General features: G+C 61.9%; 21 protein-coding genes. 18 read left to right on the forward strand and 3 right to left on the reverse strand.

Going from position 1 to position 21609, the window contains the following annotated elements:
- Nucleotides 1–439 precede the first annotated feature (439 nt).
- Both ABIE35_RS18405 and ABIE35_RS18410 read left to right on the forward strand, forming a co-directional pair.
- A complete protein-coding gene (locus ABIE35_RS18405) occupies nt 440–1732 on the forward strand; it encodes a C-glycoside deglycosidase beta subunit domain-containing protein (protein WP_354517168.1) in 1293 nt (430 codons plus the stop codon).
- A 25-nt stretch (nt 1733–1757) separates the two neighbouring features.
- Nucleotides 1758–3236, forward strand: a complete 1479-nt coding sequence (locus tag ABIE35_RS18410) for a C-glycoside deglycosidase beta subunit domain-containing protein (RefSeq protein WP_354517170.1) — start codon at nt 1758–1760, stop codon at nt 3234–3236.
- Between the two features lie 46 nt (nt 3237–3282).
- Here ABIE35_RS18410 and ABIE35_RS18415 read toward each other — a convergent pair whose 3' ends face one another.
- Nucleotides 3283–4224 (reverse strand): LysR family transcriptional regulator, encoded by a 942-nt coding sequence (locus tag ABIE35_RS18415; protein ID WP_014921459.1) that lies wholly within the window; start codon nt 4222–4224, stop codon nt 3283–3285.
- A 252-nt stretch (nt 4225–4476) separates the two neighbouring features.
- On the opposite strand from ABIE35_RS18415, the gene ABIE35_RS18420 reads away from it, so the two are divergent.
- The 13 genes from ABIE35_RS18420 (at nt 4477) to ABIE35_RS18480 (ending at nt 16816) form a co-directional block, all read left to right on the forward strand.
- Complete coding sequence (locus tag ABIE35_RS18420; protein ID WP_014921460.1) at nt 4477–5760, forward strand: ABC transporter substrate-binding protein; 1284 nt, start codon at nt 4477–4479, stop codon at nt 5758–5760.
- 56 nt (nt 5761–5816) lie between these two features.
- A complete protein-coding gene (locus ABIE35_RS18425; RefSeq protein ID WP_043470050.1) occupies nt 5817–6776 on the forward strand; it encodes a carbohydrate ABC transporter permease in 960 nt (319 codons plus the stop codon).
- A 2-nt stretch (nt 6777–6778) separates the two neighbouring features.
- Nucleotides 6779–7615: a carbohydrate ABC transporter permease gene (locus ABIE35_RS18430; protein WP_014921462.1), complete on the forward strand. Its 837-nt coding sequence runs from the start codon at nt 6779–6781 to the stop codon at nt 7613–7615.
- Nucleotides 7616–7709: 94 nt separating this feature from the next.
- Entirely contained in the window at nt 7710–8486 is a 777-nt protein-coding gene (locus ABIE35_RS18435) for a TIM barrel protein (protein ID WP_354517173.1), read from the forward strand.
- The gene (gene carA / locus ABIE35_RS18440) at nt 8483–10045 is read left to right on the forward strand and encodes a c-glycoside 3-oxidase CarA (protein WP_354517175.1); all 1563 of its coding nucleotides are present in this window, start codon (nt 8483–8485) and stop codon (nt 10043–10045) included. The genes ABIE35_RS18435 and carA overlap by 4 nt, the downstream gene beginning before the upstream one ends.
- A 53-nt stretch (nt 10046–10098) precedes the next feature.
- Complete coding sequence (locus ABIE35_RS18445) at nt 10099–10494, forward strand: C-glycoside deglycosidase beta subunit domain-containing protein (RefSeq protein WP_014921465.1); 396 nt, start codon at nt 10099–10101, stop codon at nt 10492–10494.
- The gene (locus ABIE35_RS18450; RefSeq protein ID WP_354517177.1) at nt 10491–11594 is read left to right on the forward strand and encodes a sugar phosphate isomerase/epimerase family protein; all 1104 of its coding nucleotides are present in this window, start codon (nt 10491–10493) and stop codon (nt 11592–11594) included. Before ABIE35_RS18445 ends, ABIE35_RS18450 begins: the two co-directional genes overlap by 4 nt.
- 17 nt (nt 11595–11611) lie before the next feature.
- Nucleotides 11612–12637, forward strand: coding sequence for a sugar phosphate isomerase/epimerase family protein (locus ABIE35_RS18455; RefSeq protein ID WP_014921467.1), 1026 nt, complete (start codon nt 11612–11614; stop codon nt 12635–12637).
- Between the two features lie 10 nt (nt 12638–12647).
- Entirely contained in the window at nt 12648–13418 is a 771-nt protein-coding gene (locus ABIE35_RS18460) for a nuclear transport factor 2 family protein (protein WP_014921468.1), read from the forward strand.
- An 8-nt stretch (nt 13419–13426) separates the two neighbouring features.
- Nucleotides 13427–13825: a C-glycoside deglycosidase beta subunit domain-containing protein gene (locus ABIE35_RS18465; RefSeq protein ID WP_014921469.1), complete on the forward strand. Its 399-nt coding sequence runs from the start codon at nt 13427–13429 to the stop codon at nt 13823–13825.
- A complete protein-coding gene (locus ABIE35_RS18470; RefSeq protein ID WP_354517180.1) occupies nt 13822–15006 on the forward strand; it encodes a Gfo/Idh/MocA family protein in 1185 nt (394 codons plus the stop codon). Before ABIE35_RS18465 ends, ABIE35_RS18470 begins: the two co-directional genes overlap by 4 nt.
- A gap of 13 nt (nt 15007–15019) precedes the next feature.
- On the forward strand, nt 15020–16024 hold the full coding sequence (locus ABIE35_RS18475; protein WP_354517181.1) for a sugar phosphate isomerase/epimerase family protein: 1005 nt from the start codon (nt 15020–15022) through the stop codon (nt 16022–16024).
- Between the two features lie 9 nt (nt 16025–16033).
- A complete protein-coding gene (locus ABIE35_RS18480; RefSeq protein WP_354517183.1) occupies nt 16034–16816 on the forward strand; it encodes an SDR family NAD(P)-dependent oxidoreductase in 783 nt (260 codons plus the stop codon).
- A gap of 19 nt (nt 16817–16835) precedes the next feature.
- Here the strand turns inward: ABIE35_RS18480 and ABIE35_RS18485 are convergent, their stop codons facing one another.
- The gene (locus ABIE35_RS18485) at nt 16836–17849 is read right to left on the reverse strand and encodes an apurinic/apyrimidinic endonuclease family protein (RefSeq protein WP_354517185.1); all 1014 of its coding nucleotides are present in this window, start codon (nt 17847–17849) and stop codon (nt 16836–16838) included.
- Between the two features lie 66 nt (nt 17850–17915).
- Here ABIE35_RS18485 and ABIE35_RS18490 point away from each other — a divergent pair, with 66 nt between their 5' ends.
- Complete coding sequence (locus ABIE35_RS18490) at nt 17916–18347, forward strand: C-glycoside deglycosidase beta subunit domain-containing protein (protein ID WP_354517187.1); 432 nt, start codon at nt 17916–17918, stop codon at nt 18345–18347.
- 21 nt (nt 18348–18368) lie between these two features.
- Here ABIE35_RS18490 and ABIE35_RS18495 read toward each other — a convergent pair whose 3' ends face one another.
- A complete protein-coding gene (locus tag ABIE35_RS18495; protein ID WP_354517188.1) occupies nt 18369–19634 on the reverse strand; it encodes an ROK family protein in 1266 nt (421 codons plus the stop codon).
- 103 nt (nt 19635–19737) lie between these two features.
- On the opposite strand from ABIE35_RS18495, the gene ABIE35_RS18500 reads away from it, so the two are divergent.
- Both ABIE35_RS18500 and ABIE35_RS18505 read left to right on the forward strand, forming a co-directional pair.
- Nucleotides 19738–20772 (forward strand): Gfo/Idh/MocA family protein, encoded by a 1035-nt coding sequence (locus ABIE35_RS18500; protein ID WP_354517190.1) that lies wholly within the window; start codon nt 19738–19740, stop codon nt 20770–20772.
- A complete protein-coding gene (locus ABIE35_RS18505) occupies nt 20769–21551 on the forward strand; it encodes a hypothetical protein (protein ID WP_354517191.1) in 783 nt (260 codons plus the stop codon). The genes ABIE35_RS18500 and ABIE35_RS18505 overlap by 4 nt, the downstream gene beginning before the upstream one ends.
- The last annotated feature ends 58 nt before the right edge of the window (nt 21552–21609 follow it).

Consider the following 21609-nt stretch of genomic DNA (forward strand, 5'->3'; position numbering starts at 1 on the left):
CTGTTTGCAAGCGCACCATCTGTAGCACCGCGGCAACGTGAGAGTCCAGCCGCGACGGGCGCCCGGGTACTCAGGGGAGGTCTCTTCCATGTCGTCGACGCGTAACTATGACTAAGTGGGGAGGGTTCGGCGCGGATCGCGGTCCCTTTCAAAGTCGCCGAGCTTTTGGATCGCGTTTATGGAACTCTTTACGGACTCCCGCGAAGGCCGCAAGCGTCAGTTACTCCGTCCCCAAAGCTCCTATTAGGCCGCTAGCGCTGCACCGTGTGACGTACCGCGCCATGACCGATCAGCCCTCGAGGGATTCGGCCCAGCTGCGCGAACCCGTCGAGCTCCCTCCGGCGCCGCAAAGAAGTTTGGCCAGTTAGCCACCTACTTATGTTCAAATTATGCTTAAGTGGTCTATGCTCGTAGCATCCCCCTCAAGGAAAGAGCAAAGATGCTTCTCGAGCGAGACCTCATTCAAGCCACCGGCTTCCGCAATGTCCGCGACGGTGATCGCGTGACCGGCTTCCAATTCAGGGTGCGCATGCCGTCGTACCGCGGTATGCCTGCGTCGCTCATCGACGGCATCGCAGTACGTGTAGGCGATGTAGTGGACGTCCCGGCTGAGATTCCTCTCTGGACGCTCAGTGGAAACACGTACACACTTCGGGAACTCTGGGCGAGCGATGGTGCTCGTTGGCAACTCGAAGAGGCTGCAACCGTCACAGTGCCGTTTGAAGGTGGGCTCCCCCAGGGAGTGCATGACGTCCATGTGGAACTGAAGCTGCGTATGTCCTATATACCGATCGAGCATCAGCCCACTGTGCACCGGGCATCGCGAAGAATCACTCTTGCCCCGGAGGGTGGCGACGGCGTGTTCCGCTACGGCGTCTCCCTCTACAGTTTCATGCACGACTACGGAACAGTCCTGGATTTGGAGACGGCCTTGGCAGCCGTGGCAGATACCGGAGCCACCGGGGTCGAAATCCTGGGTGAAGGCCACGTGCCAAACTATCCGGAACCAACCACCGTATGGATCGATCAGTGGTTCAGCCTGCTGGAAAAGTATTCGCTGGAGCCGACCAACTACGGCTCATGGATTGATACCCGGCTCCGACCTGGCCAGGCGATGACGGCTCAAGAGGGAGCGGTAGCACTGCAGCGGGACCTCACGCTGGCCAATCGGCTGGGTTTTGGGTTTGTGCGGCCAAAGATCGGAGTGGTGTCCAGTGACCTGATTCCGGATCCCATCTGGACCGAATCCGTGGAACGTTCTTTGGACCTCGCCCACGAACTCGGAGTGGTCATCTGTCCGGAGATCCACTCGCCGACTCCCATCAAGCATCCGGTAGTGGACGACTACATCGGCTTGATCGAACGCACCGGAACGAAGAACTTTGGCTTGCTGATAGACACGGGAATTTTCCAGGACCGGCCCATCCCTTTGCGCGAAGGCGAAACGCGTGAAACAAGGCCAGCTTTCCTCGATGGCATTGGCGTTGATCCGGCTGACTTCGTAGATGTTGCTCAGTACGTGGTCTTCGTTCAGGCCAAGTTCCACGACATCAACGAAAATCTCGAAGACCAGCAGATTCCTTGGCGTCCTGTGCTTCAAGCGCTGAAAGACGCCGGCTACAACGGCTACCTGTCCAGCGAGTACGAAGGCGAACGGACGCCATGGCGTTCCATCGAACAAGTTCGCCGTCAGCACTCGCTCATCCGCACCATCGCCTCCGAGCTCGCCTGAGTATCCTCACAGTTAGAGAAGAACAATGCCCAATGGACTAATTCACGAAGACAGCCTGCGCGCTCACCCTGAGGGCCTCGCCGTATCGCTCACGCTTCCCTGGTACAGGAGCCTCTGGCTCTCATCCGTATCCACGCTGAAACTCACAGTCGATGGAGAGGAGGTTCCGAGCGAAGAACTGTCCCTCAGCCTCGGCGGTGCGAGCTATGCCCTGGCCGACCTTCCCCAACAATTCGAAACATTGTGGTTCCTGCAGGAGCACCCGCTGCTGATCGCCAAGCGACCGGAGCCCGTTCAAGTAGGGGAGCGGCACACCATCCAGGTCTTCGGTGAGCTTCGACTTCCCTACATGCAGATAGCGCCAGGTCAGGATGGCGGCCCCGGCATGTACGTACCGAACTTCGTCAACCAAAACCTCGAACTGACGGTCGTGGACGCGGACGCACCGGCACCGAAAACCACGACGGCGGTCACGCCCCCACCGCCGAAAGCGGACGAAGGCCCGTTCTCACTGGGGCTGACTCTTTACTCAGCCAGTGCAGAATTCCGGGCCGGGTGGTACGACTTCGATGGCTTGCTGAACAGGGTGGCTGAGCTTGGCATCGGTCCGGGCATCGAGATTGTCGCTTCCCAGGTACTGCCGACATATCCGGAAGTTACTGCTGATTTCGCTGCATCCTGGCAGCAAGCGTTCGACAAACACGGCTTCGACGCGAGTTCCTTCGGAGCAAACCTGGACATGGGGCGGCGCCGGGACCGCGACATGACTCCGGACGAAGAGTACGAATTCACCGAGAGGCTCTTTCAAGGCGCCAGTAAACTGGGCTTCCCTTTGGTGCGGATCCAGAGTGCCAAGCCGGAGCTGCTACGCCGGTTGCTGCCTCTCGCTGAGAAGCTTGAGCTCAAACTCGCGTACGAGATCCATGCTCCGCTCGGGCCCAACTCCCCGGAGATCATGAAGGTCCGGGATGTCTATGCCGAGCTGGACTCGCCGCTGCTGGGGTTCGTTGCCGATTTCTCGTCCACCATGCACAGCATGTCTCCGACGCTGCTGCGGGCCGTTTCCCGGGCTGGCTTGGACGGGGAAGCGCTGGAACGCCTGCAGGCTATTTGGGCAACCGACGCCACCATGCGGGAACGCCAGCAAGAGTTTATCGGTTACCTGCGGGGGCGGGACTTTGACCCTGCCCGGCTGAGCTCTTTCGCCCACTTGGCATTCAACATGCACGGCCACGTCAAGCCGACCGAGTGGGCGGACATCATGCCGCAGATCATGCACGTCCACGCCAAGTTCTATGACATCGATGAGCAAGGCAACGAGCCCGCCATCGACTACCCGGAACTCGTCAGGGTCTTCGTGGAAGGTGGATACCGGGGCTACTGGTCTAGTGAATGGGAGGGGCACGCCTTCGCGGAATTGGGCGAAGTCGACCCGCTCCTGCTGGTCCGCAAGCAGCAAGACCTGATCCGTCGCAGCATGCGTGCTGCCGTGGCACCAGTCTGATATGTACCGCATCACGTAATGCCCGGCCGGATTCTCCGGCTGGGCATTACGTGTTGGCGGCAGTTCCGGCGGCCACAATGGCAGCGGCCTCTTCGAAGAGTCCGCGCATCCAGATGTGCTCGGAGTCTGCGTTGTGAACAGGGTGCCACCACAGGGCGTTGACCAGCGGAGTAGCCGGGAAAGGCAACGGAAGGATACGGACGCCACCCAGGCGCCGGGCAATGGGAGCCAGGGCTGCCTGAATGAGCCCAATCCTGTTGGTGCCGGCGATGAAGTGGGGGAGTGCCTGGAAGCTTTCCACAACTACTTCCACCCGCGGTTCAATGCCCAGTTGCTGGATCTGGCGTTCGGCGGAGGTGAATGCTGACCGGGATTGGTAGGTCATGACCCATGGCAGGGCGGCGATGTTGTCCATGGAGACCTCATCCCCGACGGACTCATTGGTTTCCGAAACCACCGCCAGCCAGTCATCGCGCCACAGGTCGACAAAGGGAAGGCCGGTCAGGATCCCGTGCGGAATCACCATGCCATCTGCAGCCCGTAGCCGATTGGCCGCGTCTTCGACCACCACAGGGTTGTGCAGCATAAAACGGAACCGGACTCCGGGGGCCCGCTCGGCTGCGAGCTCTGAGACGATGCGGCCAACAGTGGTGAAGCCGTAGTCGGATCCGTAGATGGAAAATTCACGCGCCGATTCGTTGGGCTCCCAGCTGGCCTGGCTCTCGAATACCCGGCGCGCGGCGTCCAGGGCAAGCGTGGTGTGTTCGGCGAGCCTGAGGGCAAATGGCGTGAGCTCATACGTGTTCCCGCGCCGGGCCAGAATTGGATCGCCGAAGTGGCTCCTGAGTCGGGCCAAGGACGCGCTCAGTGCCGGTTGACTCAAATGAAGGCGTTCGGCGGCCCGCGTCACGCTGCGTTCGGTGATGAGGGCGTCCAAGGACGTCAGCAGGTTGAGGTCGAGCCTGGAAAGCAGTGCGTGGTCCGTCACCCGGGGATCCTTTGAGTCTGGGCCTTATGGGAAAGAAGGCGTAGCAGGACCAGTGTATCCATGCCCTTGATGACTCTCCGGTAGCTCATCGGAGGGGCAAATACGGGGTCCGCAACCGGCCGCGAGGCAGAACAGTGGGACTTATGTGCGGCATTCAAAATACTTATGTGTCTTTCTGGCAAATGCCATGCATACTGATGAGTGACCGGGGTCACGGTACTCCGACAGACAAAGAAGTCAGAAAGGCTGAAAATGACACAGCACCGCTTCCGGGGACTTAAGCTCGGCGTCCTCGTTGTCCCAACCGCTGCTGCACTGGCACTAACAGGCTGCTCGAGCTCCACTCCCGCGGCCAGCAACGGCGGCTCCAAGGAATTCTCGCTGACGTTCTCCACGTCCAACACCATCGAGAGCCCCTTCCAAAAGCTAGGCGAGCAGTACATGGCCGCTCACCCGGACGTGAAGATCACGTTCAACGCGCAGCCCAACGACTCATACGACCAGACTGTTCGCACCCAGCTGCAGGCTGGCAATGCCTCAGATGTGATCGTGACCTCGCCAGGCTCGGGCACCGGCCGGAGTATCCTTCCGCTGGTCGAGGCGAACTTCCTCGAGCCGCTGGACGAGTCCGCGAAGAAACTGGTTCCCGTAGGGAGCGAGGCACTGTTCGGCAAGGATGGGAAAGTCTACGGACAGGCGCCGGAGATCACCGTTGTGGGCATCGTGGCCAACGAAACTGCCGCCAAGGCGGCCGGCCTCTCCGATTTTCCTACCGACTTCGCAGCTTTGGAGAAGCAGTGCTCCACCTTGAGCTCATCCGGTAAGTCGTTCTTTGCCCTTGCCGGCTCGGCCGCACCGAATACTGGCCTCATGGCCATGTCCTTGGCGGCGTCCCGCGTCTACGCCGAGGACCCGAAATGGAACGAAAAGCGCGTCAACAAGGAAACGACCTTCGCTGATACCCAGGGCTGGAAGGACTCCCTTGAGGCCGTCAAGACGCTCAACGATGCAGGATGCTTCCAAAAGGGAGCTGCGGGCGCCGGCTTCGATGCCATCACCAAGGGGCTTGCCAGCGGGTCTTCCATTGCCGGCTTCGTCCCGGGTCCCACCTGGAAGCAAATTAAGACGGCGGCCGCGGATGCAGATTTCGCAGTCCGCGCCCTGCCTGCTGAAGGTTCGGGCAAGAGCTACGTCTACGCCAGCGCCAACTACTCCTTCTCCATCAATGCCGCGTCCAAAAACAAGGAAGCTGCCAAGGCATTCCTGGATTGGGCAGCCGAACCTGAGCAGACCAAGACCTTTGCTGAGGCCGACGGCGCCCTCCCTGTGAGCGGCCTCGAGAGCTATGACTACGGTTCGGGCGCCTACAAGAACGTCGGGGACCTCATCAAGGATGGAAAGTACGGTCCGCTACCCAACAGCCAATGGCCAAACTCCGCTGTCTACGACGCACTTGCCACTGGTGTCCAGGGACTCCTGACCGGACAGAAGTCCGTTGACCAGGTCCTGCAGGCCATGGATTCGGCCTGGGGCTAAGAGCAGATTCAGACCAACGACGTTCCGACGACTCAAAGGGACAAGCAAGGATTACCATGACTGCGACGATGCAATCGAAAACCGAAGCAGCAAATGCGCCCCGGCGAGGCAGGCGGAACCCGGGGGCGGCCCGCAAGGTCCGCTCCCGGGGTGGCTCCCTGCAGTTCGGACACTGGTGGTGGGCCCTTCCCGGCATAGCCCTCGTCATCGCCATCCACTACGTGGCCACTGGCATCGGCGGCTACTTCGCCTTCACCAACTGGACCGGAATCGGGTCCTTCAAGGTAGTGGGCCTGGCCAACTTTGAGGCCATCTTTAAAGACCCCACCAAGCTTGGGGCCTTGATGAATACCCTGTTCCTGGCCTTCTCCTCAGTGTTCCTTGGCAATGTAGCCGGCTTGGTCATCGCCCTGGGATTGAACCGAGTGGTGAAGACCCGGTACCTCCTCCGCACCCTGTTCTTCATGCCCGTAGTCCTCAGCCCTCTGGCGACGGCCTACATCTGGAAGTACATCTTCGACTTCGACGGTCCCATCAACGTCTTCCTCAAGTCCGTCGGCCTGGAAGATCTCGCCAAACCGTGGCTCGCCGATCCACAGTGGGCCATCTGGACAGTATTGGTAGTCCTGGTATGGGGCAGCACCGGCTTCGCGATGGTCATATTCATGGCCGGTCTGGCCAGCGTCCCCGTGGAAATCGAAGAAGCCGCCGCCATCGACGGCGCCAACCTGTGGCAACGGTTCTGGAACGTCACGCTCCCGGCGATCCGCCCCGCGGTAGCAATCGCAACAACACTCGGCATCGTCCAAGGACTCAGGGTCTTCGACCCCATTATGGCACTCACCGGCGGCGGTCCAGCGGGCGCCACCGAAACCCTGGCCACGCAGGTCTACAAGCAGGCTTTTGCCCTGGGTAACTTCGGTGGCGGTGCCGCCCTGGCCCTGGTGCTTGCACTCATCATCTTGTTCTTCGCCGTAATCCAGCAGCGGCTGACGCGATCGAACCCGGAGGACTAACAATGTTCCGTTACACGAAACTGACTCTTCTCCGCGAAATCGGGCTGTGGGTGTTGGCCCTCCTTTTCCTGGCACCCTTCTACTTCCTGGTGACCACCGCCCTGAAGTCGGACAGTGAGATCTACACCACCTCGCCTCTCGCGCCGCCGTCAAGCCCGGATTTCAGCAACTTCACGGCCGTACTGACTGCTACAGGCAACTCCAACGTGATGCTGGGGCTGATGAACAGCCTGATCATCACGGCGGGCAGCATCCTGGGCCTGATCGCCCTTGGCTCCATCACCGGCTACGTGATCTCCCGTTCAACCAAGCGCTGGAGCAAGGGCGTTTACTACCTGTTCCTGATAGCGATCATTCTACCGGGGCAGCTCGGGGCGGTTCCGCTGTACATGGGCGCCCGCTCCTTGGGCCTCACGGGTTCAGCCTGGGGTCTGATCGTTCTATACACAGGCATGTTGCTGCCGCTTTCGATCTTCCTTTACGCCAACTTCTTCCGCGGTCTCGGTACCGACTACGAGGAAGCGGCAACCATCGACGGTGCCAGCAAGACGCAGGTTTTCTCCAAGGTGGTCTTCCCCATGATGGCGCCCGCCACCGGAACTGTGACGATCTTTGCAGGCCTGATCGTGTGGAACGACTTCTTTACCTCGCTGATCTTCCTGGGCGGATCCAGCAACCAGACCCTGCCGGTGGCCATGTACTACTTCATCGGCTCCCTGGTTTCCCAGTGGAACTCCATCTTTGCGATCGTGATCGTGTCCATGATCCCGATCCTGGCCCTGTTCCTCTTCGCACAGAAGCGCTTCATCCAAGGCTTCTCCGGCGGCCTGAAAGGCTGAGCGAGACCGAAAGCCGGCTTCAGTCCGTCCCGGCAGATGCAGCCCACGACCACCCCATGTTTTAGAGCAACCCCCTAAATTTCAGGAGACAGCCATGTTCCAACTTGCGCCGAATATCGACCTTCTATTCTCCGAAGCTGGCGAAAGTGCCGCCGACCGGGTGCGGGCAGCAGCAGCTGCCGGCTTTGACGCCGTCGAAATGTGGGGACCCACGGGTAAAGACATCCCCGCCTTGAAGGCAGCCCTGGATGAAACGGGCGTGCAACTCACTGCCCAACTCGCGGAGCCGCGGATGCAGTTCATGATTCCGCCAAAGAACCACGCCCCCTTCTACGAAGGTCTGGATGCAGGAGTCGCTGTGGCTCAGCAACTGGGATGCCCGCGCATGGTGGTGGGAAGCGGGACCGGTTTCGGCGGACGCAAACGCCAGGACCAGCTGGACGAACTCATCGAAATCTTCACCAAGGGTGTCAGTCACATCCAGGGGTCAGGCATCACGCTGGTTCTGGAACCGGTCAACGTTCGCGTGGATCACCCGGGGGCCCTCCTGGATCGGACGTCCGAGGCCGTCTACATCGCCCGCGGCGTCAACTCACCGTCCTTCGGCGTCCTCTACGACCTTTACCACTCCACGGTCGAAGGCGAAGATATCGCCAAAGAGCTCGCCAACGCCGGCGAGCTCATCAAGTACGTTCAGATCGCCGATGCACCGGGCCGCGGTGAGCCGGGCTCCGGTTCCATCGACTGGGCTGCCCGTCTCAACGACCTTCAGTCCAGCGGCTACACGGGTCCGATCGGCCTTGAGTACTACCCAACCATTGACTCTGCCAAGTCGGTGCGGCGCATCCAGGAACTGGTGGCTTCACGGTGACTCAGCGCTCTTACCCCGCGGCGGTGGACGTCGCCATCGTGGGCAGCGGCCCCACAGCCTCGGCCTACGCGCGGATCCTCAGCGAAGAGGCCCCCGGTGCAACCATCGCCATGTTTGAAGTGGGCCCTACGGTCAGCAACCCGCCGGGGGCCCACGTCAAGAACATTGCAGATGAGCAGCGGCGAACGTTGGCGCAGCGTGCCTCTGAGGGTCCGGGGGCGGGTGCTGCAACGGTCAACTCGCCGGGCGCCGTCAAAAGCGGCGAACGCAGGGCACGTCCCGGAACCTACCTGCTCACCGAAGGCTATGCGTTTGCGGGGGAGGACGGCCTGCCGGTAGCAGCCATGTCCAGCAACGTGGGAGGAATGGGTGCCCACTGGACGGCTGCGTGCCCCCGCCCCGCAGGCAAGGAACTTATTGGATTCCTGCCGGACCTCGACGCTTTGCTGGACGATGCCGAACGCCTCTTGGGCGTCACGACGCACGCTTTTGATGATGCGCCCTTCTCGGACATTGTCCTCAGCAAGTTAGCCGCGGCAGTGGACGATGGGCGCGAGTCCGCCCGCCGTGTCCAACCCATGCCTCTGGCTGTCCACCGCGAGCCGGACGGCCGCCTCATGTGGTCCGGAGCAGACGTCGTCATGGGCGAAGCTACCCGAAACAACCCACGCTTTGACTTGTTCGACGAATCGCTGGTCACCAAGGTGATGCTCGACGGCGGCAGGGCAGTGGGTGTGCAGGTACAGGACCGCCGGACTGGCAGCAGCCATCACGTTGCCGCCCGCTTTGTCGTCGTGGCGGCCGACGCACTGCGGACCCCGCAACTGCTGTGGGCTTCCGGCGTTCAACCGGACGCCCTTGGCCGCTACCTCAATGACCAACCGCAGATAGTCTTTGCCAGCCGGCTGGAAGGCGTCACTGTTGCCGAGACGGCTGAGTCGAACGGTCACGGCGGGCTTACCCGGCAAAGTGGTGTTGCCTGGGTTCCGTATTCCGACGACGTTCCGTTCCATGGCCAGATCATGCAGCTGGACGCCTCACCGGTTCCCCTGGCAGACGACGATCCAGTGGTTCCCGGCTCCATCGTGGGACTGGGCCTGTTTTGTGCCAAGGACCTCCAGCGCGATGACCGTGTGGTATTCGACGACGACGAGCGCGACGCGTACGGAATGCCGGCCATACGCATCCACTACCGCCTGACGGACCGCGATCACGAGGTCATTGAACAGGCAAAGAGCGAGATCGTCCGGCTCGGCAATGCCGTAGGCCTTCCCCTGGACGACCGGCCGTTTGTCCTGCCGCCGGGTTCGTCCCTGCACTACCAGGGCTCTACCCGAATGGGTGCATCCGACGATGGCGAGAGTGTGTGCTCGCCGGACAGCGAAATCTGGGGAGTCGAGGGCCTCTTTGTGGCCGGCAATGGGGTCATCCCCACGGCGACGGCGTGTAATCCAACCCTGACGGCGGTCGCTTTGGCTGTTCGTGGAGCACGCAGAATCGCCCGGAATTTAGCTGCCACTTTACTTATGTCAGAATCAGACAATAGAATTACTAAATAAGGAAAAAGTCGCTGAGGGGCACTGCTGCTCCCAGTGAGACAAGGAGATTTCCGATGATTGCCGACCGCATGATCGAGCAGGGAACGCTCACAACCGAGGCGGGCCGAACCGCCGTCGAAGTCCGTATCCCGTGGTATCGGGCCCTTCCGGGTTCGTGCATTGCCGGGGCCGCGCTCACCATCGATGGTGTTGCTGCTCCTGAGGAATCACTTCGCTGGACCATGAACAACCGCACGTTCAGCTTCGCTGAACTCGTCGAAGAAACGAACGAATGGTGGTTCCCTCTGGATTCAGCCGTCCTGTCCGGCGAGCTGCCGATCACCGACACGGACGCCGAGCATGAAGTCCGCGTGGATCTCAAGCTCTACATCCCCTACATCATCACCGACCACGGCGTGTTGCACATCGAAGAGAACAACACCAAGACCATGAAGGTAGGACAGCGATGACCGGCCTCGGCACGCCCATCCAGGGCGTTACCCTCTACAGCTTCACAAGGGCTTTCCATAGCCGCCAATACGACCTGGACAGCCTGATCCGCAAGGTTGCCTCCGAAGGCTACGGACCCGGGCTCGAGATCATCGGCTTCTCCAGCCTGCGAGGCTTTCCGGACCGGGTGGAGGACTCTTTCGTGGGTCACTTCCGCGACCTCGTAGCCGAAGTCGACCTGGTTCCCACCTCGCTTGCCATCAACGTTGACACCGGCATCCGCAGGGACCGCCTGATGAACCACGACGAACTCGTGGAATACATGCGCAAGCAGATCGAGGTCGCATCCAGGCTCGGTTTCCCGATCGCGCGAGTACAGATCTCCCTGACGCCCGATGCCATGGAAAGTTTGCTCCCCGTGGCGGAACAGTACGGCGTAACCCTCGCGCTGGAGGTCCACGCGGACCAGCACGGTGCCCACGAGCGCATCCTCGCCCTGCGCGACCGGTACGAAAAGCTCAACTCGCCGCTGCTCGGTTTCACCGCAGACTGGGGAGCCACAGTCAGCGGTTTCGCTCCATCGCTGCTCGAGGCGTACCGCCGCCGCGGCGCCTCGGAAGAGCTCCTCCATGACGTCGTGGAACTGTGGAACGGCTTCTACGCTGAGGGCCCGCCCATCACGCAGAAAGTCCACGGCGAGCGCTTCGGCGCCTTCATCGGATTGGCCGCCCGCAATGGACGTCCGGACCTCGGAATCGACTTCGCCATCAACGGAACCGGGCTCTTTGGCCCTGCGCCGATTGATACCTGGCTGGAGATCATGCCCCACATCCGCCATGTCCACGGCAAGTTCTTCGGTATCGACGAGAACGGTGAGGAACCATCCGTTCCGGTGCGTGACCTGGTCCGCCAACTCGTGGAGAACGGCTACTCCGGTGCGATCTCCAGCGAGTACGAGGGCTGGCACTGGAACAACTGGGAGGATCCCTTCGACATCATCCGGGGCGAACAGGCCGTCCAGCGCTCAGCTGCGACCAACGCCGGCTCCAGGATGATCACCGATCCCGCTGAAGCCCGCAGCATCCTCAACAGCCACCTCACCCAGCCGGTCCTCGGCTGATACGAACGGATAAGAACATGTCTACAGGCATCGCAGGCTCGGGTATCGAGCTTGGAATCACCCTTTACTCCCTGACCTCCGAATTCGCCGCGGGCCACTACACGCCCGAGACACTCATCAAGGCCGTCGCTGATGAAGGCCTGGGCCCCGGCGTCGAATTCAACATCGCACAGATGTTGCGCACCTACCCGGACGTCGACGCTGAGTTCGTCAAGCTGTGGCGCGACAGCATGGACCGATACGGGCTGACCCCCAGCGCGGTGGGCACCAATCTGGACATGGGCCGCCGCAAGGATCGGGACATGACCCCGGACGAAGAGTTCGACTTCTTTGCGCGCCAGCTGAAGACGGCAAACACCTTGGGCTTCAACAAGATCGTCATTCGATCCGCTGGCAAGGAGCTGCTGCGCCGCCTCCTGCCGCTCGCGGAGAAGTACGACCAGAAGCTCGGTTACGAAATCCACGCCCCGCAGGGACCGAACGACCCCAAGATCCTCCAGATACGGGAAATGTATGAAGAGCTGGGAAGCGAGCGGCTGGGCTTCACGGCAGACTTCAGCTCCACGATGCACAGCCTTTCGCCTACCCTGTACAGGACCCTGACCGAGATGGGGCTGCCGCAGGAACACTTCGCGGTGATGCAGGAGATCTGGAAGAAGCCCCTTCCCATGCAGGAACGCAACCAGGAGTTCGAGGACTACCTGCGTTCCAAAAATTTCGATCCGGCGAACCTGGGGCCCTTCACCCGCCTGGCGTTCAACATGCACGGGCTGGTGGCACCCGAGGAGTGGCTGGACATCATGCCGCAGATGTTCCATGTTCACGCCAAGTTCTACGACATCGACGAGCACGGCAACGAGCCCGCCATGGACATCCCGCGCATTGTCCGCCAGTTCGTCAAGGGCGGCTACACAGGCTTCCTTTCGAGCGAGTGGGAAGGCCACGCCTTTGCCGACCTCGGCGAATCGGACCCGATCGACCTCGTCAAGAAGCAGCATGCACTCATGCGCCGCGCCATCGAAGACGCCGTAGTGCCGGCCTAGGGAGATGTCCATGCCAGCAACCGATACGGACCTCAGCGCGGTGATCCAGCAGCTCCAAACCGAACTGAAGGAAGCCCAACGTTTGGCTCGCCGCGCGAACGACCGCGGCGACATCGAGAACCTGTTCAACCGCTACATGTACCTGCACAACGCTTTCCAGGACGAGCAGATCATCCCTCTGTGGGTGAAGCCGGGAACTCCCGGCGTCCGGGCCCGTTACACGAACGCGGGGCAGTACACGGACTACGACAGCGTTATCCGTTACCACCAGGGCCGTCCGAACCCGGAGGGCAAGCTGATCCTGCACTACACCACAACCCCGGTCATCGAAGTTGCGGCCGACGGCGAAACCGCCAAGGGCGTTTGGATCATGACCGGCAATGAATCGGGCCTGACGGACCCGGACGTTGCTAAGGAAAGCCCGGACTATATGTACTCTCCGGGCGAAGTCCTGGGAAAGAAAGTCTGGGCACACTGGGTGTGGTGCAAATACGCCGTGGACTTCCTCCGCCAAGACGGTGAGTGGAAGATCTGGAAGTTCCGCTGCTACGAGCTCCTGCGGGCACCATTCGAAGAGAACTGGATCAGCTTCGCCGAAAAGAATCAGCACGCTTTCGCGCTGGACCTCATGTACTTCGGGGACGATGGCAAGCCCGTCTTCATGCCGCCCGCGGACGAACCCGTGCCCAGCGAATACCACCCGTACAACCCGACGGCCCGGCAGACACTGGAGCCGCAGCCGCCGGTACCGCATCAAACCTTCGTCGAGACCTTTGAGTAAGGATCATCATGGCAACCCATAACTCCCTTTTCCAGGACGCTGACGTCCGCCGGCACCCCGAGGGCATCTCTGTCTCCGTGCAGCTGCCCTGGTACCGCAGCTTGTGGCTCTCCGCCGTGGATGATGTCGCCGCCACCGTCAATGGTGTTGAAATTCCCAAGTCCGCCCTGCGGTTCGAACTGCAGGGAAGAAGCTACTCCATTGAGGAACTCCCGGAACAATGGGAAACCTTGTGGTTCGTGGCCGACAAGCCGGACATTATCATCCCGCTGGACCGGGTCCCCGACTCCGGTGAGGAAATCGACGTCGAAGTCATCCTGACCCTCCGCCTGCTGTACATGCAGATCGCACCCATGCGCTACGTGGGCAACCGGGTGGCGGTTGAGCGCAAAGTTGTGCTCGCATGACAAGCCTCCGGGTGGCCATGATCGGCTATGGGTTCATGGGCGCTGCCCACTCCCAGGGCTGGCGGACGGCACCGCGTGTTTTCGATCTTCCGCTTGATGCCCAGATGGCTGTCATCGTTGGCAGGGACGCAACGGCGGTGGCCGCCGCGGCCAGTAAATGGGGCTGGGCCGAATCGGCCACTGACTGGCGGGATGTCATCGCCCGCGATGACATCGACATCGTGGACATTGTGACTCCCGGCGATTCCCATGCGGAGATCGCCTTCGCCGCCTTGGAGGCAGGCAAGCACGTCCTGTGCGAGAAGCCATTGGCCAACACCGTGGCGGAAGCAGAAGCCATGGCGGCCGCTGCTGAACGTGCCGCGGCGCAGGGAGTGAAAGCGATGGTGGGCTTCACCTACCGTCGGGTGCCGGCCGTGACGTTCCTGCGCCAGCTCATCGCCGAAGGCGCGGTGGGTCGGATCGCCCACGTCCGCGCTTCCTACCGTCAGGATTGGCTGGTGGATCCGGACATGCCCTTGGCATGGCGGCTCCAGAAAGAACACGCAGGCTCCGGCGCGTTGGGGGACATCGGAGCCCACGCCATCGACCTGGTGGAGTTCGTTACCGGGATGGACGTCGAACAGGTCTCCGGCGTGCTGGATACCATCGTCAAACAACGGCCGCTCCTGGGTAGCGGATCGGGACTTTCCGCGAAGGCGACTGCCGGGTACGGGCAGGTCACTGTGGATGACATTGCCATCTTCACAGGACGACTTGCCTCCGGGGCGCTGGCTACCTTCGAAGCCACGCGCTTCGCAACCGGGCGGAAGAACGCACTCTCCATCGAAGTTTCCGGCGACAAGGGTGCCTTGGCCTTCGATTTGGAAGACCTGAACAGCATCCAATTCTACGACCGGACCGCCCCGGCCGATCAGCAGGGTTTCCGCAAGATCCTGGTCACCGAACCCGTTCATCCCTACGTCGCTGCGTGGTGGCCGGCCGGACACATGCTGGGCTACGAGCACGGCTTCTCCCACCAGGTCAAGGATCTCGTGGAAGGCATCTACAGGAACACGGATCCGCACCCGACCTTTGCCGATGGCCTGCGGGTTCAGCGCGTACTGGAAGCCGTGGAACGCAGCTCAGACAACGACTCTGCCTGGACACGCGTGGCCGCGGACGTCCGGGTGGAAGCCTAGGAAGGACACTGACATGGCACGACCAATCACCCTCTTCACAGGGCAGTGGGCCGATCTGCCGTTCGAGGAGGTGGCCAGACTCGCCGGCGAGTGGGGCTACGACGGGCTGGAAATTGCCTGTTGGGGAGACCACCTCGACCCGTGGCGCTGGGATGACGATGCCTACATCCAGGACAAGCTCAACATCCTGGAGCGCAACGGGCTCAAGGTCTGGACCATCTCCAACCACCTTAAGGGCCAGGCTGTCTGTGACGATCCCATCGACCAACGGCACCGGGACATCCTTCCGGACATCGTGTGGGGCGACGGCGATCCCGAAGGGGTGCGCCGCCGGGCCGCCGAGGAGATGAAGAATACCGCCCGATTGGCTGCGAAACTTGGCGTCAAGACGGTCACCGGCTTCACAGGCTCATCCATCTGGAAATACGTGGCGATGTTCCCGCCTGCCAGCGAGAAGATGATCGACGCCGGTTACCAGGACTTCGCGGACAGGTGGGACCCCATCCTGGACGTCTTCGACGAGGTTGGAGTGCGCTTCGCCCACGAAGTCCACCCCTCCGAAATTGCCTATGACTACTGGACCACTCAGCGCGCTCTGGAGGCGATCGGTAACCGCGAGGCCTTCGGACTGAACTGGGATCCCAGCCACATGGTCTGGCAGGACATCGACCCCGTCGGATTCCTGTGGGACTTCCGCGACCGCGTGTACCACGTTCACTGTAAGGACACGAAAAAACGTCTCAGCAACGGCCGCAACGGTCGACTGTCTTCCCATCTTGCATGGGCTGATCCTCGCCGTGGCTGGGACTTCATTTCCACGGGCCACGGTGACGTTCCGTGGGAGGACTCCTTCCGTATGCTCAACGCTATCGATTACGCAGGTCCTTTGTCCGTGGAATGGGAAGATGCGGGCATGAATCGCTTGGTTGGCGCACCGGAGGCGCTGGGTTTCGTGCGGAAGCTATCCTCGTACGAGCCCTCCGCTGCGGCGTTCGACGCCGCTTTCAGCACAAAGTAGGGGATGACCATGCGGTCGCGCAGACTCAGGCTCGAAGGTAAAACTGCCGTTATCACCGGCATCGCCAGCGGCCAGGGCCGCGCGGCCGCTCTCGCGTTTGCGGAGGAGGGGGCGGTCGTCGTGGGGTGTGACATGAACGACGACGGCGCTGCCGCCACCATTGACATGGTGCGGCAAGCCGGTGGCAGGGCCGAAAGTACGAGCGTAGACCTTACCGACGACGAAGCTGTCGCCAGCTGGGCTGCCAATGTGGCCGGTGCCCACGAACGGGTCCATATCCTCTACGCGAACGCGGCCGCCACCCGCTTCGCCCCCGTGGAGCAGATCTCCTTTGCCGATTGGCGGTGGAACGTGGCGCACGAAATGGATGTCGTCTTTCTACCCGTGCGGCACTTTTGGGGACAGTTGGCCGCGGCCGGAGGAGCCGCCGTCGTGCTGGTGGGGTCCACCGCCGGAGTCACCGGCTCCGTCACCAATGGGCGCCTGGCACATACCGCCGCCAAGGGCGCCGTGGTGGCCATGACCAAGCAGCTTGCCGCCGAAGGAGCGCCGGTCGGTATTCGCGTCAACGCAGTGAGCCCTGGCATGATTCGCACGTCAGCTACGGAGGGCGATCTCTTGGCCCCGGGACATCCCATGAACGCTATCGCCGTGCACATCCCGCTGGGGCGCATTGGTGCACCTGAAGAGGTGGCCCGATGCGCCCTTTTCCTTGCCTCTGACGAAGCCTCTTACGTGACGGGGGCCAACCTGATGGTCGACGGCGGTTGGTCCGCCGTGCTGCCAGGTTGACGCCCCGTCATGCGGGTAACTACTGGCCGAGGCGGTCACCTGCGCCGGCAGCCAGCGCATTACGCGCCATCGCCAGATGTCGCCGGGTCATGTCGCTCGGATCGTCCTGAAGCCACTCGTGACCGCCCCATTCGCTGGTCAGCGTGCCGGTGAATCCGTGCTGGTCCAACAGCCTTCCCAGTTCCAGCAACGGCTGGGACACGCGGTTGTCGGCATCGTCAAGGTCCCAAAACTTCAAGTGAAACGCACCCACCAGCGGGAGAATGTCCGTAAGATCAGAGGCCTCGCTTCGTCCGAACCGGATGAGCAGGTTCATGAACAAGGTGTGCACTCTGGCCGGTATTGTCCCGGAGCGCAGTGCTGACATCACCGCATCGTTGATGGAAGGGTCCTTCCAGTCTCGCGCGAGCAGCCCGCACAAGACGGGGGATAGGCCCCCTTCGGACAGTTCTTCCAGGTAGGTGACAGGCAGCGCGGGCATCAGCATGCTGATGTCCACCAATACCCGGATTCGGCGATCATCCAATGCGGAAATGTGATCGAGGGCTGGCCTTACCTGAGGATTGAGGGGGCTCTGCTGCCCTTGGATTTCCTCAAACAGCACCAGATCAAGATCGTGCAGAATCGGCTGAAGCAATCCAAGCAATTTCGGTCCCGCCTGACCAATCGGGAGCCGGACGCCCGATGCCCCGACACGGCGTGCGGCGTCCAGCTGCGGAACCAGGAACTCAAGGCGCTGGCCAGTGGTGCGGCGGTCCGACGTCGTCGTGAAATCGTCCAGACTGCAACCAACAATACTGACCTGACCGCCCGCTGCCTGGAGCGCAGTCCGGAATTCGTCAACCTCGTGGTGTTGTGGCGCGGGAAATGTCCGCCACAACAGTCCGGGCTCCAGTTCGATGACGCTGGCCACCTTGTTCCCGGCGATGCCGGTCACAATGTCCTGGCTGCTCCGTTGGGCGGAGATGATCTCCGGAGCCCAATTGAAGGAACTGGCCGCGGTGGTCCACCTGGGAGGCGAAGTGGCTTCCATGATGATCCTTTCCAAATAAGTATCTTAATGACAAACTTATGTCACTTTCAGACAAAGGAGAAGGAGATGTTGGAGAACGCTTTACATGACGGCGCCCTAACTGCAACCCCTGGTGGTTACGAGCTCCGGTTGGGCCTGCCGTGGATCCGCTCCATGCCGTTGTCCTGCATCTCCGGGATCACCGTGACAACGGACGGGTACTCGGCGCCCAGTGAAGATGTGAACGTTAGGCTTCGCGATCGCACGGTTCCGGCGGGTTCACTTATTAACGAGTCCGGCTGGTGGTTTATCCAGGACAGGCTGGTGCTGGCCTTCCCCGCCGGGCCGGTCTCTCGGCGAAAATCTGAGGGCAGGCATCACGTGTCAGTGGACTTTAACTTGTTGGTTCCGTACCTACGGGGCGGCGGGGATGGGCCGCTGGTTCTTCCCATCCACGTGGAGTCCTGGATTCGAGAAACCTGCGAAGGATCTGCTGGCGCGGCCCGGGACGTCGCGTAGCAATTGCAGGAGGAGCTCGCCTTAGTTCAGGGCCATGGTCCTGGCCGGCCGGGGTTTGCCCTGCGCGAACCACCGCGGGAAAGTGGTTTCAAAGAGCTGCTCGCGCGCCAGCTCGATGCCGCCACGCAACGGTTCCCGCTCATCGTTGACGGACAATTGGATCCGGAGGTCCCGCGTGGCAAGCGGCAGGGACAACTCGTACACCCTTTGCCTTACCTCCGCGAGGAATACTTCGCCGGCAGATGCCATGGCGCCGCCGATCACGATGACTCCGGGATTGAACATGTTGACGAGGGCGGCGATTGACTCACCGACGACACGCGCGGAACTCTGAAGCAACCGCACCGCCAGTCCGTCGCCGCTGTTGGCTGCAAGGGCGATGGTCTCCGGTGACAGGGCCCTACCTTGCTCAACTGAGGCGGCGAGTGGACCGGTAGCGCCTTCTTTGATGGCGAGCTCTGCGTCCCGGATCAGAGCCCAGCCTCCGGCGACGGCCTCAAGGCAGCCAACTTTGCCGCACCGGCAGACAGCATCCGAATCCGGAACGCGGACGTGGCCGATGTCCCCTGCAGCGCCGTTGGCACCCCGGTGAATCCGACCCTGCGAGAGCAGTCCCGCGCCGATTCCAGAGCCAATCTTGCAGTAAATGAGGTCGGCGTAGGCGTCCCGACGGCGGGCCCGTTCGCCCAAGGCGAGCAGGTTGACATCGTTATCCACCCACACGGGAGCGTCAAAGCGCTCCTCGAAGGGCAGCCGGATGTCGTAGCCGTTCCATCCCGGCATGATCGGCGGTGCAACGGGTCGGCCGCTTTCAAAGTCCACGGGACCCGGAACCCCTACAACCACGGACCAAACCGGCAAGGTTGCGGCCTCGCCGAGGAGTTCGTCCAGAAGATCCATGGCAGCCTGCAATGTTTCAGCCGGCCCCCGGGAGATGTCCCACTCCCGGTGCCGCTGGTCAATGATGTCGCCATCCAGTTCTGCATAGCCCACCCTGATGTGGAGGGCGCCAAGGGCGCAGACAATGATGCGCCCCTGCTCCGAACGGAAGCGGAGCGTCCGCGGTGCCCGGCCGCCGGACGAAGTCCCAAACTCGCCGTCCCCCAGGAAGCCCATCTGGATGGCCTGATCCACCCGCTGCGTCACGACACCCCGGCCCAGGCCTGTCACGCGGCCAATTTCGGGTCGGGTGGTTGCTTCGCCGGTGCGCACGAGGTTGACGATGCGGAGCAGGCTGGTGACTTCGTCGGTCTGTGCGCCGAAGCGAAGCGTCGAATCTGTGGTCATAGCTCCAGATTCTCCCACAAAGCAGACACTAAGGTGCGGATTTCCAGTGTCTATAGCCAAAATCGCAAATACTTAGGAATAATTCTGACAAAAGGAGTGGGACATGACATGGAACATAGGTTTTCTCGGGGCTGGTCCGGGGGTAGCTGCCCTGCACATCCCCACGATCGCGCGCCTGGGCAACCTGTTCCGACCAGTGCACTTCACCGACGTCGGCAGTGGAAGGGCGCAAGCGCTTGCGGAGTCCCAGGACGCAAAGTGGTCGGTGGGGGAGCGGGATCTGTTCGCCGACCCCGAAGTCAATGTGGTGGCAGTATGCAGCCCGCCAGCGGAGCATGCACGGCAGATCCTTGCAGCTGTGGCTGCAGGGAAGCGGGCCATCTTTTGTGAGAAACCGTTGGCCACCAGCGCAGAGGAGGTGCTTGAGGTGGTGGCCGCGTGCCGCTCGGCCGGCGCCGTCATGATGGTGGGCACCAATCACGCGCATGATCCCGGCTGGAAGCGGGCCCAGCGCCTACTAGACGGGCACCCGGTCGAAGCCATCACGGTGACTCTCGCGCTTCCGCCTAATGACCGCTATCACCAGGTGGTCTCGGAAGGGGGCCCCTTTCAGTCGCCCGCGCGTGGGCGACCCGACACCGGAAACCCCACTGTTGCCGCAAGCGTCGTCAAGCAACTGATCACGGGCCTGGCCGTCCACGACCTTCCCGCAGTCCGGCGCTTCGCGCCGCGCATTGACAGCGTCGAGTATGCCCGCTTCATCCCGCCGATCGGGTACGCCGTGGGATACAGGGCCGGCAGCGTGACCGTTCAACTGGCCCTCACCATGCTCCCCGCAGGTCCGGATGCCCTCTGGCGAGTCACGTTCTCTACGTCCCACCTTCAGGTGGACCTGGACTACACGCCGCCCTTCGTTCACGCGGGAAGCGGGGCGTTGGCGGTAATGCATGCGGACGGGTCCCGGACGGAGTATCCGACAACCCCCGATGATGGCTACGAGGAGGAGTGGCGGTATTTCGCGAGCCTCCTCGAGGGAGCCGCGCCCGTTGACTACGACGACATCCTGGAGGATGCCTTGTATCCACTCCAGGTGGCAGAGCAAATTCACGCTGCTATGACTGCGGGGGTGCTCCGTTGAAGACGGCTTTGCCTGTAGCGGCAACGTCCTGGAGCTACGAGGCGGCAATAGTTGAACTGTCCGAAAGTGTGCGCCCCAGCGCTTCCTGGCAGAGTGCCATCGTAGCTGTTGACGGACGGGGCGCTTGGTGGGATACCGTGCTCGATGCGCAGCGTGCAGGGGCCCTTGCGGTGATGGTCGCTGATCCACAGGATGTTCCGTCGGCGGCGGTGGCCGCCGTCACACGTGCGAGCGTGCCAATTTTGGTGGAGCGGCACCGATTGCGCCCGGACGTACTGGGCGACGCACTCGTACTGAGGGCGGAGACCGTAGCCACGTTGGTGACGGTGGAATGTGCGGCACCTTCCTCGAGCCTCGAAAGTGTGCTGCGAGATGCCGTGCGGTGGGCGGCCACCCTGGCTGGTGGCCCACTCCGTAGTGTTGCCGGCAGCTCCGGAATGTTCCTACTTGAGGCGCAGGCTCCCGGAGGGCCGGTCTCAGTGACACTAAGGACCCGGCTGCCCGCAGATACGGCGCAGCACCCGCAGTTCAAGGTGATGGCTTTGGGCGAGGTTCGCACGGAGGTGGAGTGGGGCAGGACTGGGGACAAGGTCGCGGTGACAACAACCACCGCGGACGGGGGATTGCTGGCGCCGGTTCGCTATGAATCGTCGGCTCGGCTGACTCTTCGCAGGGCGGTTGAAGCGTCCCGTTCGAGAGTAGGCCCCAATGACATCGAGATGCTGCTCGAGGATCGGGAGCTTGCAGTGCAACTCCTCGGGCTGCATAACCAAGGCTGATCTGCGGCATAGGCAATATCGTCTTCCCTGATGTGCATGCGACGCTGAGACTTGATGT

It is taken from the genome of Paenarthrobacter sp. 4246 (assembly GCF_040546855.1).
Lineage (GTDB): Bacteria > Actinomycetota > Actinomycetes > Actinomycetales > Micrococcaceae > Arthrobacter.

Bases quoted from the DNA above. Each gene is read 5' to 3' on its own strand.
- ABIE35_RS18405 (WP_354517168.1), top strand. From the start codon at position 440: ATGCTTCTCGAGCGAGACCTCATTCAAGCCACCGGCTTCCGCAATGTC.
- ABIE35_RS18410 (WP_354517170.1), top strand. From the start codon at position 1,758: ATGCCCAATGGACTAATTCACGAAGACAGCCTGCGCGCTCACCCTGAG.
- ABIE35_RS18420 (WP_014921460.1), top strand. From the start codon at position 4,477: ATGACACAGCACCGCTTCCGGGGACTTAAGCTCGGCGTCCTCGTTGTC.
- ABIE35_RS18425 (WP_043470050.1), top strand. From the start codon at position 5,817: ATGACTGCGACGATGCAATCGAAAACCGAAGCAGCAAATGCGCCCCGG.
- ABIE35_RS18430 (WP_014921462.1), top strand. From the start codon at position 6,779: ATGTTCCGTTACACGAAACTGACTCTTCTCCGCGAAATCGGGCTGTGG.
- ABIE35_RS18435 (WP_354517173.1), top strand. From the start codon at position 7,710: ATGTTCCAACTTGCGCCGAATATCGACCTTCTATTCTCCGAAGCTGGC.
- ABIE35_RS18445 (WP_014921465.1), top strand. From the start codon at position 10,099: ATGATTGCCGACCGCATGATCGAGCAGGGAACGCTCACAACCGAGGCG.
- ABIE35_RS18450 (WP_354517177.1), top strand. From the start codon at position 10,491: ATGACCGGCCTCGGCACGCCCATCCAGGGCGTTACCCTCTACAGCTTC.
- ABIE35_RS18455 (WP_014921467.1), top strand. From the start codon at position 11,612: ATGTCTACAGGCATCGCAGGCTCGGGTATCGAGCTTGGAATCACCCTT.
- ABIE35_RS18460 (WP_014921468.1), top strand. From the start codon at position 12,648: ATGCCAGCAACCGATACGGACCTCAGCGCGGTGATCCAGCAGCTCCAA.
- ABIE35_RS18465 (WP_014921469.1), top strand. From the start codon at position 13,427: ATGGCAACCCATAACTCCCTTTTCCAGGACGCTGACGTCCGCCGGCAC.
- ABIE35_RS18470 (WP_354517180.1), top strand. From the start codon at position 13,822: ATGACAAGCCTCCGGGTGGCCATGATCGGCTATGGGTTCATGGGCGCT.
- ABIE35_RS18475 (WP_354517181.1), top strand. From the start codon at position 15,020: ATGGCACGACCAATCACCCTCTTCACAGGGCAGTGGGCCGATCTGCCG.
- ABIE35_RS18480 (WP_354517183.1), top strand. From the start codon at position 16,034: ATGCGGTCGCGCAGACTCAGGCTCGAAGGTAAAACTGCCGTTATCACC.
- ABIE35_RS18485 (WP_354517185.1), bottom strand. From the start codon at position 17,849: ATGGAAGCCACTTCGCCTCCCAGGTGGACCACCGCGGCCAGTTCCTTC.
- ABIE35_RS18490 (WP_354517187.1), top strand. From the start codon at position 17,916: ATGTTGGAGAACGCTTTACATGACGGCGCCCTAACTGCAACCCCTGGT.
- ABIE35_RS18495 (WP_354517188.1), bottom strand. From the start codon at position 19,634: ATGACCACAGATTCGACGCTTCGCTTCGGCGCACAGACCGACGAAGTC.
- ABIE35_RS18500 (WP_354517190.1), top strand. From the start codon at position 19,738: ATGACATGGAACATAGGTTTTCTCGGGGCTGGTCCGGGGGTAGCTGCC.